This window comes from Streptomyces sp. TM32, assembly GCF_004122755.1.
Lineage (GTDB): Bacteria > Actinomycetota > Actinomycetes > Streptomycetales > Streptomycetaceae > Streptomyces > Streptomyces sioyaensis.
On the sequence record NZ_SDIG01000015.1, the window covers coordinates 12130 to 27267 of the forward strand.

General features: G+C 69.8%; 12 protein-coding genes. 6 read left to right on the forward strand and 6 right to left on the reverse strand.

Annotated features, from left to right (window positions below):
* Positions 1–11 precede the first annotated feature (11 nt).
* Positions 12–806 (reverse strand): carbon-nitrogen hydrolase family protein, encoded by a 795-nt coding sequence (locus EST92_RS05795; RefSeq protein ID WP_129279850.1) that lies wholly within the window; start codon positions 804–806, stop codon positions 12–14.
* Between the two features lie 381 nt (positions 807–1187).
* Here EST92_RS05795 and EST92_RS05800 point away from each other — a divergent pair, with 381 nt between their 5' ends.
* The 3 genes from EST92_RS05800 to EST92_RS05810 all read left to right on the forward strand — a co-directional run bounded on the left by EST92_RS05800 (position 1188) and on the right by EST92_RS05810 (position 4043).
* A complete protein-coding gene (locus EST92_RS05800; RefSeq protein ID WP_254068542.1) occupies positions 1188–2783 on the forward strand; it encodes a zinc ribbon domain-containing protein in 1596 nt (531 codons plus the stop codon).
* A 135-nt stretch (positions 2784–2918) separates the two neighbouring features.
* Positions 2919–3287: a hypothetical protein gene (locus EST92_RS05805; protein WP_129279851.1), complete on the forward strand. Its 369-nt coding sequence runs from the start codon at positions 2919–2921 to the stop codon at positions 3285–3287.
* 51 nt (positions 3288–3338) lie between these two features.
* A complete protein-coding gene (locus EST92_RS05810) occupies positions 3339–4043 on the forward strand; it encodes a hypothetical protein (protein ID WP_254068544.1) in 705 nt (234 codons plus the stop codon).
* Positions 4044–4083: 40 nt separating this feature from the next.
* On the opposite strand, the gene EST92_RS05815 is transcribed toward EST92_RS05810, so the two are convergent.
* From EST92_RS05815 to EST92_RS05825, 3 genes are all read right to left on the reverse strand, one after another.
* Positions 4084–5409, reverse strand: a complete 1326-nt coding sequence (locus tag EST92_RS05815) for an acyltransferase (RefSeq protein ID WP_161981705.1) — start codon at positions 5407–5409, stop codon at positions 4084–4086.
* Between the two features lie 184 nt (positions 5410–5593).
* Positions 5594–6691, reverse strand: coding sequence for an LCP family protein (locus EST92_RS05820; RefSeq protein WP_254068545.1), 1098 nt, complete (start codon positions 6689–6691; stop codon positions 5594–5596).
* Between the two features lie 390 nt (positions 6692–7081).
* On the reverse strand, positions 7082–7717 hold the full coding sequence (locus EST92_RS05825; protein ID WP_129279854.1) for a TetR/AcrR family transcriptional regulator: 636 nt from the start codon (positions 7715–7717) through the stop codon (positions 7082–7084).
* Positions 7718–7862: 145 nt separating this feature from the next.
* On the opposite strand from EST92_RS05825, the gene EST92_RS05830 reads away from it, so the two are divergent.
* The 3 genes from EST92_RS05830 (at position 7863) to EST92_RS05840 (ending at position 12502) form a co-directional block, all read left to right on the forward strand.
* On the forward strand, positions 7863–8252 hold the full coding sequence (locus EST92_RS05830; protein WP_129247892.1) for a VOC family protein: 390 nt from the start codon (positions 7863–7865) through the stop codon (positions 8250–8252).
* A gap of 157 nt (positions 8253–8409) precedes the next feature.
* Positions 8410–10905 (forward strand): SpoIIE family protein phosphatase, encoded by a 2496-nt coding sequence (locus tag EST92_RS05835; RefSeq protein ID WP_254068546.1) that lies wholly within the window; start codon positions 8410–8412, stop codon positions 10903–10905.
* 184 nt (positions 10906–11089) lie between these two features.
* Complete coding sequence (locus EST92_RS05840) at positions 11090–12502, forward strand: amino acid permease (RefSeq protein WP_129279856.1); 1413 nt, start codon at positions 11090–11092, stop codon at positions 12500–12502.
* Positions 12503–12600: 98 nt separating this feature from the next.
* Here the strand turns inward: EST92_RS05840 and rox are convergent, their stop codons facing one another.
* The gene (gene rox, locus EST92_RS05845; RefSeq protein ID WP_129279857.1) at positions 12601–14082 is read right to left on the reverse strand and encodes a rifampin monooxygenase; all 1482 of its coding nucleotides are present in this window, start codon (positions 14080–14082) and stop codon (positions 12601–12603) included.
* A 302-nt stretch (positions 14083–14384) separates the two neighbouring features.
* Positions 14385–15125 carry a MerR family transcriptional regulator gene (locus EST92_RS05850; protein ID WP_129279858.1) on the reverse strand — a complete coding sequence of 247 codons (741 nt, stop codon included), beginning with the start codon at positions 15123–15125 and terminating at the stop codon, positions 14385–14387.
* Positions 15126–15138: the final 13 nt, after the last annotated feature.

Consider the following 15138-nt stretch of genomic DNA (forward strand, 5'->3'; position numbering starts at 1 on the left):
ACGGCCGGACGCTACAGCCGCCGGTTGTCCAGCACCGCCACGGCCCGCCGTACCCGGAGCGCCTCCTCGGCGTCCACCTCCCCGATGAGCAGGTCCGGCGCGGCGCCCAGTTGGGCGCGTACGGTCCCGTCGGGGCCGATCAGCGCGCTGTTGCCGACCCCGCTCGGCGTCTTGGTCGGCGCCTCCGGATCGGCTTCGGGGTCCGGGGCGGACTGATCGACGGCCGCGACCCAGACCGTCGCGTCCAGGGCGCGGGCCCGCACCAGCAGATCCCACTGGGCACGCTTGCCCGGCCCCGCGCCCCACGAGGCGGGCAGGACGGACACCGTCGCCCCGGCGTCCGCGTGCGCCCGGAACAGCTCGGGAAAGCGCAGGTCGTAGCACGTCGCCAGCCCCACCCGGACCCCGTCGACGTCGATGGTCACCACCCGGCTGCCCGCCGCGACCGTGTCGGACTCCCGGAAGCCGAACGCGTCATACAGATGGATCTTGTCGTAGGACTCCTCGACCCCGGGCCCGGTCGCCAGCAGGGTGTTCGCGACCCGTCCGTCGGATGCGGGGGTGAACATGCCCGCGATCACCGTCACCCCCGTTTCCCGGGCCACCGCCCGCACCCCCTCCGCCCATGGCCCGTCCAGCGGCTCGGCCACCGCTCCGAGCGACGCCCCGAACCGCACCATGGCCGCCTCGGGAAGGACCGCCAGCCGGGCCCCCTCGCGCGCCGCACGGCGGACGTGGTCCTGCACCTCCGCCAGGTTCTGCTTCGGATCGGTCGATGCCGTCATCTGGCACAGCGCGATACGCATCCGGCTCTCTCTTCCCTCGTGCCGATCGGTTACCTGGTGACCGGTCCGGAATCAGCCCCCGGACCCGGCCCGCCCCACGCGCCGGACGGGCCCGGACGGGACGTCCGCACCCCCGTGCCGGGACGACCCACCCAGACCATCCTCCCTCTGGACAGCCCGGCACGGGCCGCCGGGCCGCGCCCCCGAACAGTCCTGGTCACGCCAGGCCTGGTGGGAGGCGCCGTACGGACGGCGCGGGTGACCCGAGGCGGTCGGACGCGGCGGCCACCCGCCCTTCCGGATCAGTAACGGTACTGACTCAAAGAGTGACTCTGACGTTTTCTCAGGTGCCTTTGTGGTGCACTTTTCGGACGTGAGGCCGTCTCATGTACGGGGGGAGCAATGACGCATTCGACAGCCTGCGCCGACTGCGGTCAGGGCCTGGTCGCGGGGGCCGCATTCTGCGCCCACTGCGGCGTGGCCGTGGAAGCCCGCGATGCGGCCGTGACGATTTCGCTGCCGTCCGGCTCCTCGTCGACCGCACCGACCGTCTCCATGGAGCCGCTCACCGGAAGCGTCGCCCGGCGTCCCACGGCCGTGCCGCGGTGGGGCAACGGCGTGGACGTGACCAGGTACATCTGCGCTGCGGCCTATCTGGACCGGGAGTACGCCAAGTCGCTCATCAAACAGCTCGCGGCCGAGCCCCATCTGGGGGTGGTGGCCGCCCCGGCGTGCGACGTTCCGGTGGCTCTCCGGCACGCCTACCTCGCCAATACGCGCCGCCACGGCCGGGACCTCGTCCTCACCGTCCTGTTCCTGCTGGCACTCGTCTTCACTTTCTGGGTCGGCGACCTCGGAATCACCCTGCTGGTGTTGTTCCTTTCCTGGGTGACCCTGTTCTCCTTCGAGCTCTCGACCAAGTACGGCCGCCATCTGCAAAGCCTGCGCCCGGACCGGTTCGACCCCGCGGCCGCGCCCACGCCGCTCAATGACGACATCGCGACGCGCCTCCGCCAGATCGGCACCTACGCCGAGGGCAACGTCACCACCTACAGCGGCTATTCGCCGTTCATCGGGTACGGCTTCGAACGCAACTCGTGGTCCCTGACCTTCGACGTCACCACGTCGAGCGAGCCCGGGAGGAAGCCGGAGGGGTTCGACGTGGCGGATCTCTACGCCCACATCGCCGAGCGGGTCGGCACCCTGGCCCTGCCCTGTCTGGAGATCGAGGAGCGCCTCTTCGTCGACGGCTCGACCATCCTGGACGACCGGCGTTTCCTGCCCGACCCGCTCGGCCGCCCCGTCGCCCGGGTGCCGAACGAACAACTGGACGCGCTGAAACGGACACCCGAGGAAGGGGCGCGCCCCTACTTGGCCGTGCACTCCACCGGCTGGGGTGGCGAGGTGGTCACCTCACTCTTCCTGCGCTTCGTCCGCTCGGACTCCAACCTCTTCGTGGAGGCGGTCCCGACGGTGTTGTACCCCCTGCTCGACCGCTACCGGGTCATCGACACCCTCATGCCCCGCCCGCCCGTGAAGGAGGTCCTCAACCTCCTGTCCGAGACACTGGCCAGCACCGTGTTCGTGCTGCTGGCCGCACCAGCGCGGGCGGTCACGGGATTCTCCCCCGACTACGGGATGTCCCGGCGCAGGCGCCGGCAGAACAAGCTGATCACCCGGCTGCGCAGATTCGACTACGGAGCGCGGCTGAGCGTGCGCCGGCACGCCGCGTCCGCGGGGCACCACCGCCACTTCCAGAATGCCGACAGCGGCATGGTCCTGAAGACGGTCGAAAAGCGGGTCCTGGACGCACTGGTCGAATTCGCCCTGGAGCGCGGGATCGACGTGGGTGAACTGGTGCAGCGTCAGCAAATGATCATCAACAACGGGATCATCGCGTCCGGGGGAGCGCGGGTGGACTCCAGCTCGGTCGCCTCCGGCGAGAGGTCCCGTGTCTCCACGGTGCTCAACAAGATCCCGCTGGTCAACCTGGACTGAGAACCGGGACGGCCGAACTGAGAACTGAGCAGGCCGGGCTGGGAACCGAGAAGGCCAGGCTGTGAGAATCGCCAAGGCCGCCGGGCTGGGAACCGAGAAGGCTGGACCGAGAACGAGAAGGGATGACGAATCGGAATGCAGAGGAACGACGGAATCATCGCGACCGGCGGCTCGAACGTCGTCGGCAACGCCGTCGCCAGCGGCCGGGATGCGAAGGCCGAGGTCCAGAACAACGGGCTGAACCAGGCCGACGGCGGGCAGCGCTCCCCCCAGGAGATCGGCGACCTGCTCTCCCGGCTGATCGACGAGCTCGGCCGGTCCGCCCACCCCGACCGCGCCGACCTGATCGAGGTCGCGGAGGACGCACGCGAGGAAGTCGTCTCGCCGGCACCGCGCAAGACCAAGTTGAGCGTGCTCGCCACGGGGCTCGTGGCCGCGGTACCGGGGTTCACCGCTCTGGCCGCCCTGGCGAAGACGATCGAAGAGGCGGTCCGCGGGCTGTAGCCGGGCGCCACACGACCAGGATCCGAAGAACACGAGGAAACTCGGGGGGAGATGACCATGCCATCCTGCATCTACTGCGGCGCGCGCGGTGAGGACCCGGCCGCGACCTCCTGCCCAAGTTGCGGAATGCCGTACGAGGGCGGCGCGCCTCAGGAAACGAGCCGGCCCGCCGGGGCCACCACCCGGTACGGCTACGTCCGCGTGGGGCCCACCGTCCTCCCGCAGTGGCTGCTGTGGCTGGTGGCGGCTCTGCTGGTGGTGGGCGGCGTGACGGCGTACCTGCTGCCCGGCTCGTCCACGGAGTCCGCGTATCCGGCGGGCGATACCGTCGCATCGACCGAACCGCCTTCGGAGCCCGGCGTCACCACTGAGCCGCCGACCGACATGTACTCTCCCGCCGAGCCGGAGACCTGGCCGCCGACCGTCACCGACTCTCCCACCGTGGCGGAGACCTCGCCCTCTCCCGAGGACGCGAGCGCGGTCGTGAAGGACTTCTATCAGGACATCAACACCGGGGATTTCACGGCTGCTTGGGACCTCGGTGGCAAGAACATCGGTGGCTCCTCGTTCTCACGGTGGGTCGAGGGCTACAAGACCACCGCGTACATCTCGCTCAGCGCGGTGAACGCCGAGGACGCCGGGAAGGTCCGTGCCGTTCTGAACGCGAGGCAGAACGACGGCTCGGTGAAGGTGTTCCACGGGACCTACACGGTGTCCGACGGCGCCATCGTCAGCGCCGACATCAGCGAGGACTGATCCTGCGCCCCCGGCGGCATGACTCGGCCGTCGGGGTTCGTCACGCGTACTTGTGGAGATGTGCCTGCCACGACGGCTCCCCGGCCAGGGCCGCTGCCGTGGCGGTGGGCAGGCTGAGGTGAACCTCGCGGGAACCGTCCTTCTCCGGCGTCGGCATGATCTGCGCAGCCCAGGGGATCGGCACGTGCGGCAATGCGCAACGAAGGGGCGTCCCGCTGCCGAAGCCGAGGTCGTAGAAGGGCAGTTTGGCCCGATCGTTCACCTGAAAAAGGTTTGTCCAGGCTCGGTACAGCATCCGGGGCATCACCTTCCGCTCCCGGCCCGCCAAGCGCTGCTCGCGCAGGTAGGCAATTTCGTCGCGGGCGTTGGCGGCGGTGTTTTCTGACATGCTCTCCCGGATCAAGCGCGCCGTCCTCCCCAGTGAGCAGTTCTGTATTTCGCTTACCGGCAGGCGCAGTTCGGTGCATGTGATGGTGTTTCCCCAGTAGTTCTCCGGTATCTCCGTCAGGTAGCTGCTGAAATCAACGAGGAGTCCGAGGCGTTCGACGGACCCGGCCGACCGGGCACGGAGCCGGCCGAGGAGGCGCCACAGGTGCGCGGTGAGGGCATCGCTGGTGGAGATCCAGCCGTAGGGCAGGTGGGCGGTAGCCGCTTGCTTCATTGCGTGGAGCTCCGAAGCGCCGAATCGGCAGGTCGTCGTTCTCAGCCGCTGCGCCGACAGCGCCATGCGGCTCAGCATCGCGTACTTTTCCCGCCGGGAAGCCACCACGAAGCGGCTGTTGTGGTCCCCTTCTCGCGGTGCGGCACCGTCCGCGAGACCGTCGAGCAGCCAGCGGTCGTGGCAGGGCGTGCGGTACGGAAGACCGCGGTGCTCGGCGGCCCAGTCCAGCAGGAATTGCGTATAGGCCTGCCCGTCTGCCAGCACGTGTTTCATCTGCACACCCAGGACCGATCCGCCACCTGCCAGATGGGTGAGCTTCACCGCGAGCAGGGGAACGCCTTCCCCCACGAGCCGTACCACGGAGGCTTTCGGCAGGAAGGTGTTCAGCGACGGCTTTCCGTTCCGGGGCAACATGCAACTGGCCATGTCAATCGAGGAGTTCTCTTCCTCGAAGTGAACTCCGGAGTCATTGCACAGTACCTGCAGGACGCCGTTCGCATCCCTTTCCGCGCGACCGCTCAACAGCGGGTAGGACGCCAGGACTCGCGCCAATGAGGAGCGCAGTGCCGCACCGTCCAGGGCCTCGCGGAAGAAGAATGCTCGCCCGGTGGAGACCGCACCCATGGTCGCATCCAGGACGCACAGCGGAATGCGGACGCCGGTTGCACTGCCCGACCGGACGAGTTCGATGTGCCGTCTCTTCATTCTCATCCACCTTGCGCGTCGGTTTCGTGATGTGAACCTCTTGTTCTGTGGCGGGAAACTGCGGGAATGGTGGGGGAGTGGGAGTGTGGGTGATTTGGGGAGCGGGATAAGTGAGCCGGTGGGCGCCGGATCTGACGGATACTCGCGGCGCCGCGGCGACCGCGTCCGGAACGTGAAAGCTTGGTCAGTAGACGCAGGGAATGCCGTCCCCGCCCAGTGCTTTCGGGTCACCCGAGCTGCCGTCACCCGAGCCCGGGCGGGGTGACGGGGACGCGGGTGCCGCGCTTTGGCCGTGCGTGGACGGAGGCTGTGGCGAGGGGGCGGGACGCAGCAATTCCTGCACTTGCCGACGCACCGCCGCCGGGTCGACCACATTCACGGATTCGCTCCGGTACGTGCCGAAACCGTTGATCTTCAGCGTATGGAAGGCCACATTGCCGCCCGCCAGATTCTTCATCTGGTCGGCTGCGTCCGTCACGCTCCAGCCCTTGTCGATCACGATGTCGCGCTTGGCGGCTTCGAGCAGGGAGTAGGCGCGCCCTATCTTGTCGAGCGTGCCGCTGGCCTCCAGTTTGTGGACGGCGGACAGCAGGAAGGCCTGTTGCCGGCGGGTGCGGTCGAGATCCCCGCTGGGCAGATTGATCCGCTGGCGCACGAAGGCCAGGGACTGCCGCGCATTGAGCGTCTGCCGGCCCGCGGGGAAGTCGGCGCCGGAATTCTTGTCCTTGGTCGGGTGTTTGAGGCACACGTCCACACCGTTCAGCGCTCCGGCCAGATCGTAAAAACCGGCCAGGTTGACTTCCGCGAAATGATCGATGGGCACGCCCAGGAAGTTGCGCACGGTCTGGATCTCCGTACGGCGGCCGGCTTCCCTGCTCTTGCTTTCCAGTTCGGTGCGGTCCTTCACCCCCTGCGCCACGAGCCGGTCCTCCTCGCGCGCCTTGGCCAGGCCGTACGCTTCCTTGATCTTCTGCTTGCCGAAGCCCGGGACATCGACGAGATCGTCACGCGGGACGGACAGTCCGGTGGCCCGACTTCCGTCGGCGGGCAGGTGCAGCAAGATCAGGGTGTTGGTGTTGTAGCCCCCGACATTGCTGCTGGCGCCGGCGTGCAGCTGCTCCAGGATGTTCTTCGGGAGCGGATTGCCGTTGAGGTCCTTGCGGCTGTCCAGGCCCATGAGCAGGATGTTCTGGTCCCCTTTGGACGAGCCGGCGCCCTTGTCGCCCAGCGCGTCCGAGGTCCGCACCCCGTTGACCACCTGTGCGTAGACCCAGTACCCCACGGCGGCACCCGCAACAAGCAGGCAGGCCACCGTCACGCCTATCAGCCGCGCCCACCGGACACGCCGCCCACCCGCGGCTGCCCTCGTACGCCTTCGCCGCCCTGCCATCACTCCTCCTCGCTCCGGCCTCCGGGTGCGGACCGGAGATCTGCATGTGCATGTGCACAGGAAGAGAGGGAATAGGGATCGGCAGTTCGGGCATTAGCCGTGGATTAGGGTAATTTCTCGTGTATAAAGTTTTATGCCTATTTGGCCCTTGTGATCAGCGAATTCTTATAACTCCGTGCTCCTGGTCCAGCTCGGTGCTCCTCGTCAGGCCGGGGATCGGTGTCCCTGCCGCGTCGTGGCCCACCTGCTCGTGCCCTGCCCCGTAGGTGGCCGCCGTGGGGGCTATCGGACGGCGTAGTCACCCAGGGCGGGTTCCAGTTGGTCGAAGACCTGGGTGGCTTCGGCGGTGAGGGTCGTGGCGATGTGGTCGTTGTCGTGCCCGGCGAGGGTGAGTTCCTGGATGCGGGAGAACAGCAGGCGGTGGGCGGCGCCGAGTTGGGCGGCCGCGGCACGGGGGGCGATGTCCTCGGGGGCGGCGCCGGTGGCGGCGGCGAGGGCGTCGGCCAGGGCCCGTTCCCGCTGGTCGTGCAGGTCGCGTAGCCGCGTGGTGAGGGTGGGACTGCCGGCGATCATGCGGGAGAAGTCGGGCCCGGCGAAGCCGGCCACGGCGTCGTGTTCCTCGACGGCGGAGCTGAAGGCTCCGCGCAGCGCGGCGAGGGCGGATTCGCCGTCGGCGCGGGTCTCGACGGTGCGGGCGAGGCTCGCGGTGAATGCCTCGTGGTGGTCGAGGGCGATGTCTTCCTTGCGCGCGAAGTAGTTGGTGACGGTCTTCTTGGCGACACGAGCGGCGGTGGCGATCTCCGCGATCGTCGTCTCGTCGAACCCCTTCCGGAGGAAGAGGCGGGTCGCGCGGTCGGAGATCAGCTGCCTGGTCTCCTGCTTCTTGGCCTCGCGAAGGCTCAGGGGCTCAGCATCCATGGGACAAGCTTATACCCGACGTAAAAATCCCCTTGACGACTGCATGCTCCGCACGTAAAAGTATGTCCGACGTAAAAATGCGCCTGCTGGAGCCGGCGCGGCTGCCCGAACTGCCCTGCCCGCGATGCCGCCTTGAGGAGAACCCATCAACATCACCGCCTCCACCGTCTCCCTGACCGTCGACGACGTGGTCGCCTCCCGCGACTTTCTGCTCACCCACTTCGGCTATACGCAGGTCGCGGCCGCGGACGGGTTCGCCTCGCTGACGCGTGACGACGCCGCGGTCGACATCGTCCTGCTGGCGCGCGGCATCGAGGTGCTGCCTCCGGAGCAGCGCGACCAACGGGCGTCCGGCCTGATCCTGGCCTTCACCGTCACCGGCATCGCCGACCACGAGGAGCGCCTCCGCAAGGCGGGCGCACCCATCACCATGCCCCTGCGCGAAGAGCCGTGGGGTGAGCGGCTGTTCCAGGTCACCGACCCCAACGGCATCGTGCTGCAGCTCGTCGAGTGGGCTGAGGGGGCCTCCATGTGACCCCTCCGACGTTCCCCGCAGCCGGAGCCCCGGCAGCGGGGGCCGCCCGCTCGCGCGGTCCGGCGCTCCTTGAGGGGCGTGGCCGACGCCTAAAATGTGAAGGACAGAACGAAGGGGAGTACGGCCACCCATAGAAGGCGCTATGCCACCCAGCGGTATGGAGTCGAGCACATCACCGGTCGGCACGGTGCGCACCGGCGGGTCGTCGGAGCGTGACGATGCTCTGCTCGGCGCCGTGGTCAGAGCCGTCGAGGTGACCGGGGCGCATGCGGGCAGCGTGTTCCTGGTGTCGCGCGACCGTCGCTCGCTCGTGCTGAGCGCGGTGTCCGGGACGCCGCCCTCGCTGCTCGGTGGCTGGCAGCGGATCCCGGTGAACAGTGCCATCCCGGTGGCGGTGGCGTACCGCTCCGGGCGGACGGTCCATCTGGCCGGCGCCGACGAGACGATGCGGCGGTTTCCGCAGCTCGCCATGGCGCTGCCCTACGCGTTCGGTTCCGCCTCCGTTCCGGTGAAAGCGGGGGAGGCCGTCTTCGGGGCGATGGCCGTGGTGTGGGCTGCCGGACCGGAGCGGGAAGGGCTGTCGAAGGTGCAGCGACGACGGTTGCGCGCCACGGCGGATCGCCTCGGCGCGTCGCTCGCCGAGCTGCACGCACGCGGCGCACTGGGGGAGAGCGACGCGGGGGCCGCCGCCCCGATGATGGCGCCGGCGCGACCGGCCCCCGCGGTGCGGGTGGGCCTGTTCGACTGGGACCTCGACAACGGCACCCTCGTGGCGGACGACGAACTCTGCGCGATCTTCGGGATCGCCCCCGCCGAGTTCGACGGGCAAGCGGCCACCCTCGCCGCCAAGATCGACGACGCCGGCCTCCCCGGCCTTCGGTCCGCCGCCCGCACCGCGGTGGAGGAGGGCCACGTCCTGGCCCATGCCCTGCATCTGCGGGACGGCGGTGAGCACCGCACCGTCGAACTGTGGGGCCGCGTACCGGACGCCCCCGACGGCCGGCAGGCGCGCCCCCACCTGGTGGGGGCCGTCCTCGACGCCGGCACCGGAATGGCCGCCGTGGAGGCGATCGAGCGGCTCGCGGACGGCTTCTTCGCACTTGCCCCGGACGGGCGTGTCACCTACGCCAACCACGGCCTGGAGCGCCTGCTGCGGGTCCGTCAGGGCGAGCTGTTGGGCCGACGCCCCTGGGACGTGCTGCCGTGGCTGGCCGATCCCGTCTACGAGGACCGGTACCGGGCCACCATGGTCTCCCAGCAGCCCGTCTCCTTCCTCGCCCGCCGGCCACCCGACCAATGGCTGGTGTTCTCCCTCCACCCGGGCTCGCACGGCATGACGGGCTGGGCGGCCCGGGTCCGCGGGCCGTTGCCGGCCGATGCCGAACCGGGCACACCGGTCGCGGAAGAAGCGGCGCTCGGCACGACGTCGCCCCGCACCCCTCGCCTGGGCACGCTCTACCGTGTGCTCCAGCTCGGCAGCGCGCTGACCGAGGCGGTCACGTCCCACGAGGTGTGCGACGTGGTCGACGAGCAGCTCCTGCCTGCTTTCGGCGGCCAGCGGATGGCGCTGTACCTCGTGACCGAGGGCCACCTGCACCTGCTCTCACAGCGCGGCTACCGCACAGGCTTTCTCGACCGGTTCGAGGGCTCGCCGCTCCGCCCCGGCCTGCCGGTGTCGGACGCGCTGATCTCCGGGGCTCCGCTGTTCATCGAGTCACGGCAGGAGTTCGCGCGGGCCTATCCCGGAATCCACGCGAGCGAGTCCGGTTCCTGGGCGTTCCTTCCGCTCATCGCCTCCAGCCGCCCCGTGGGCGCCTGCGTCCTCGGCTTCGACGAGGCCCGCCGCTTTCCGGGCGACGACCGCGATCTGCTGACGGCGTTGGGCGGGGTGATCGCCCATGCGCTGCAACGCGCCAGGCTCTACGACGCCGAATTCGCCGTCGCCCACGGTCTGCAGGACGCACTGCTCCCGCACCGGCTGCCCGCGCTGTCCGACGTCCGCGTCACCGGCCGGTATCTCCCGGGAACCCGCGGCATGGACATCGGCGGCGACTGGTACGACGTCATCCCCACCCGCGAGGGTGTCGCGCTCATCGTCGGAGACGTCGAGGGGCACAACGTCGCCGCGGCGGCCGTCATGGGGCAACTGCGCAGTGCGGTACGGGCCTTCGCCAGCGCCGGCCATCGGCCGGGCGACGTGATCTCCAGTACCAACCGGCTGCTCGTCGACCTGGACCCGGGGCCCCTCGCCAGCTGCTGCTACGTCCGCCTCGACCCCGGCTCGGGCGTCGCGCGGGTGGTCCTCGCGGGCCACTGTCCGCCGTTGCTGCGCCGGCCCGGCGGGCATACGGAGGCGTTGGATATGCCGTGCGGTCCGCTGCTCGGCGTCACGGAAGCGGCCAACTACCCGGAATCCGACGTGCACTTCCTGCCCGGCTCGATCCTGGCGCTTTATACGGACGGGCTGGTGGAGCGACGCGGGTCGGACGTCGCCACGGGCATCGACCGGCTGCGGACGGTGTTGGCCCATGCGCGCGCGGCCTCCCTGGAGGAGCTGGCCGACAGGCTTCTGAGGGATGCCCGTAGGTCCCCGCACCGTACGGACGACATCGCGCTGCTGCTCAGCGAGTACGCCCCCGCACCGGCCCGCTGACCGGCACCACGGGCGCGGACCGGACCACCGACCCACCCGAGGAATCGACGCCTTCACTGCGTGTCAGCTCGTTCACCATGTGTGCGCAAAGCGTCCGAATAGCGGGCGTTCACCTCTTGCGCGCACCTGCACCTTCACACTCTTGGGGCTCACCGAACGTCTCACGTAATGAACAGGCACGACCATGAGTCGGACAATCCACCGGTCCCCCCAGGACGCCCCGCAGGCGGCACAGCACGGCGAGTCCGTGTTGTCGCACGGCCTCAAGCAGCGCCATCTGTCGATGATCGCGCTCGGCGGGGTCATCGGCGCGGGGCTCTTCGTAGGCTCCGGGGTCGGCATCGCCGCGGCCGGGCCGGCCATCGTCCTCCTCTTCGTGGCGACCGGCGCGCTGGTCATGCTGATCATGCGGATGCTCGGCGAGATGTCCGCGGCCCGGCCGTCCACCGGCTCGTTCTCGGTGCACGCCGAGGAGGAACTCGGCTCGTGGGCAGGGGTCACCTCGGGCTGGATGTACTGGCTGATGCTCTGCGCCGGTGTGGCCGCCGAGGCCACCGCGGCAGGCACGATCATGCACACCTGGGTGTCGTTCATCCCCGCCTACGGGTGGGTGGCGATCTTCATGGTGTTCTTCTGCGCCAGCAATCTCACCGCGGTCAAGAACTTCGGCGAGTTCGAGTTCTGGTTCGCCGCCATCAAGGTCACCACGATCGTCGCCTTCCTGGCGCTGGGCGTGCTCGGCATCCTCGGGGTGTTCGGAGACGCACCCGGCACCAGCCATCTCACCGGACACGGCGGCTTCTTCCCGACCGGCGCCGCCGGACTCGCCGCCGGCCTGCTGACCACCATCTCCGGGTTCGCCGGACTGGAGACCGTCACCATCGCGGCGGCCGAGTCCGACAACCCGAGCCGGAACGTGGCCCGTGCCGTCCGTACGGCCGTCTGGCGCATCGCCGTCTTCTACATCGGCTCCATGGCCGTGGTCGTCACCCTGGTGCCGTGGAACAACCCGAAGGTCGCCACCGAGGGTCCGTACGTGACCGTTCTCGACCGGCTCGGCATCCCGGCGGCCGGCACGATCATGCAGATCGTGGTGCTGCTGGCGCTGCTCTCCGCGATGAACGCCAACATCTACGGCTCGTCGCGCATGGCGTACTCCCTCGTCCACCGGGGCCAGGGCCCGCGCTTGCTGGGCAAGGTCACCCGGGGTGTGCCGGCGGCGGCGGTGGTGGCGTCCTGCCTGTTCGGCTTCGCCGCCGTGATCGCCGGGATCGTCTGGCCGACCACCGTGTTCGCCTGGCTGCTGAACATCGCGGGCTGCTCGGTGCTGGTCGTCTGGTCCATCGTCTGCCTCACCCAGCTGAAGATGCGCCGCCGTCTGGAGCGCGAGGCACCCGAGCTGCTCTCGGTGCGGATGTGGGGCTTCCCCTATCTGAGCTGGGTGACGTTCGCCGCCATCCTCGGCGTCTTCGCCGTCATGGCCGCCAGTGCGGACGGCCGTCAGCAGCTCGCCGGCACGGCCGTCGTGGTAGCGGTGCTGGCAGGCGCGGGCCACCTCAAGCAGCGCCGCGACCAGCGGGCCGCCGTCACCGACTGAGACGTCGCGCCGCCTCAGGGCGGGTCCGGGGCCTCGGCCGTGCGCGCGCACGGCCGAGGCCCCGCCCTTTCCTGACCCGTCCTGTCACACCTGAGCGCTCAGCTCACGGCGGCGCCGAACCACTTCGGCAGCCGGCCGAGCAACTCCTGCTGCTCTTCACCGACCCACGCCACGTGGCCGTCCGGCCGCAGCAGCACCGCGGGCACGGCCAGTTCCTCGCTGACGTCGACGACGTGATCGACCCGATCCGCCCACCCCGCCACGGAAAGCCGGCCGGTCCGGTCGAGCAGCAGCCCGCGGCCGCCGTGCATCAGCTCGTAGAGGCGACCCCGCTTCAGCCGCACGTCCCGCATCCGCCGGCCGAGCAGTTCGTGGCCCTCGCCGACGTCGTAGCGGACGCCGACCGCGGTGATCATCTCGGTCACGTACCGGTTCACCTCCTCGAAGTCCAACAGCTCCGCGAACAACCCCCGCAGCGCGGTCGCACCAGGATCGGTCCCCATCAGCGTCATCTGCGCGCGGGTGTTGTCCAGCACGGCGGCGCCCACCGGGTGCCGTTCGGCGTGATAGCTGTCCAGCAGCCCCTCCGGCGCCCAGCCGTTGATCTCGGCGGCCAGCTTCCAGCCGAGGTTGAACGCGTCCTGGACACCGAGGTTGAGCCCCTGCCCGCCGGTCGGCGGGTGGATGTGCGCCGCGTCGCCGGCCAGCAGCACCCGGCCGGCGCGGTAGCGCTCGGCCTGCCGGGTGGCGTCGCCGAACCGGGACAGCCAGCGCGGCGCGTGCACGCCGAAGTCGGTGCCCGCGACGGATCGCAGCCGCTGCCGGAACTCGTCGAGGGTCGGCGCGGTCGTCCGGTCCTCGGCCACCTCGGCGGCGGGCACGACGATGCGGTACACCCCCTCGTTCCCGTCCACATCGGGAAGGGCGCCGAACCGCAGGTGGGTCTTGCGGACTTCCCCGACGACGGCGGCGATCGTCGCCGGATCCTCGGTCACTTCCATGTCGCCCAGCAGCGTCTCGACCTTGGCGGGCTCACCGGGGAACCCGATGCCGACCAGCTTGCGTACCGTACTGCGGCCGCCGTCACAACCGACGAGGTAGCGCGAGCGCAGCCGCGTGCTTCCACCGTCCCCGGCGGCTACGCCCCCACCGGCGGGAGTACCCCCATGGGCCAGCTCGACGGTCACCCCGTGCTCGTCCTGGCTCAGCCCGACCAGTTCGCAGCCGCGCCGGATCTCGGCACCGAGCTCGACGGCGCGCTCGCTGAGCAGCCGTTCGGTGACGGTCTGCGGAGTCGCCAGGCCGTACGGGTGGGCGGTGTCCAACCGGTCCGGCCACGGCTTCATGAAGCCCGCGAAGAGACTGCCGGCCTTGAACTGCTCGCTGACCGCGAGGAACCGGTCGAGCAGGCCGCGTTGGTCCATCACCTCGACGCTGCGGGTGTGCAGGCCACGCCCGCGGGACTGCCGGGTCGGCTCGGCCAACTTCTCCAGCACGACCGTGCGCACCCCCGCCAGCCGCAGCTCGCAGGCCAGCATCAAGCCGGTCGGCCCCCCGCCGGCAATGATCACGTCGAACATCCCCATCCCCCTGTATTTGCGCTGGTTGTGGCTTCGGCGGGTGATTCTGCGGCACGACGGGGGCCTTGCCGCAAGCCCCCTGGTGCGCTATACCTTGAGAGTGGCAAGGAGTGGATGACCTCCTTGCCTTTGTTTTGCCGCAGCCTGGGTCGCTGCTTGTGCCGCTGTCTCGCCCTCTGCGTCTTCCTCTGCCTCTGCGGCTTCCTTTGCCTCTGCGTCTGTCTCTGCCTTTACCGCTGCCTTTGCTGTCCGCCGTGCCTGCGCGCGGAATTCGCGGGCAGTTCGGGGGGAATCGCCGTCACTCAGGAGGAAGTCCGGTCGTCTCCGCGCGAGTCGGCGGCGAGGACCGCACCGAGTGCGACGGTGGCGTCGAGGAGGGCACGGGAACGAGCCGTGATGTTCGTGTCCCGGGCCGCGAGTGCGGCTTCGACGGCTTCCGATCGGTGCCCGCGCCGCAGTTCCGGCATCAGCGTCCGGAGCGGGTCGATGCGGTAGCCGGCCGTGCGCAGCTGGTGGACGATCCGGGCGTCGCGGGTGTGGGCCGGTGCGTAGCGTCGCGTTCCTCGCGGGGCGAGCCGGTCGGGAACCACCAGCCCCTCGGCGTCCCAGTGCCGCAACGTCGACGGGCGTACGCCGAGCGCGGCGGCGAGTTCGGAGACGCTCATCGCGTCCGAGGGGCGTACGTCGCCGATCGGCTCGGCAGAGATCGCCGCGGCGGCCTCCTTGGCGAGTGTGAGGTCCCTGCGCTCCCGGTCGAGTCGGGCGTGTGCCGCGTCGAGAAGGGCGAGTACCTGCGGGGTCGGGCACTCGTGCACGGCGCGAACGATCCGCTTGGCCTCCACCGGACCCGTGGCGGCCGCGAGGGCTCGGTAGGCCAGCGCGGAATGCAGGTGAATCTCTCCGTAGCGCCGGTAGCCCACGGCGGTGCGCGCCGCCGGCGGCAGTACACCGTCGCGTTCGAGATTGCGGACCTGTTGTACGGAGTACCCGGCACGTCGGGCGACATCGACCGTACGCAGGGCCGACGACTTGAGAGTTGACACCCGCCGCTCCTCC

Coding starts and splice junctions, on each gene's coding strand:
- EST92_RS05825 (WP_129279854.1), bottom strand. CDS start 7,717: ATGGATGCTGAGCCCCTGAGCCTTCGCGAGGCCAAGAAGCAGGAGACC.
- EST92_RS05805 (WP_129279851.1), top strand. CDS start 2,919: ATGCAGAGGAACGACGGAATCATCGCGACCGGCGGCTCGAACGTCGTC.
- EST92_RS05840 (WP_129279856.1), top strand. CDS start 11,090: ATGAGTCGGACAATCCACCGGTCCCCCCAGGACGCCCCGCAGGCGGCA.
- EST92_RS05800 (WP_254068542.1), top strand. CDS start 1,188: ATGACGCATTCGACAGCCTGCGCCGACTGCGGTCAGGGCCTGGTCGCG.
- rox (WP_129279857.1), bottom strand. CDS start 14,082: ATGTTCGACGTGATCATTGCCGGCGGGGGGCCGACCGGCTTGATGCTG.
- EST92_RS05810 (WP_254068544.1), top strand. CDS start 3,339: ATGACCATGCCATCCTGCATCTACTGCGGCGCGCGCGGTGAGGACCCG.
- EST92_RS05795 (WP_129279850.1), bottom strand. CDS start 806: ATGCGTATCGCGCTGTGCCAGATGACGGCATCGACCGATCCGAAGCAG.
- EST92_RS05835 (WP_254068546.1), top strand. CDS start 8,410: ATGGAGTCGAGCACATCACCGGTCGGCACGGTGCGCACCGGCGGGTCG.
- EST92_RS05815 (WP_161981705.1), bottom strand. CDS start 5,409: ATGAAGAGACGGCACATCGAACTCGTCCGGTCGGGCAGTGCAACCGGC.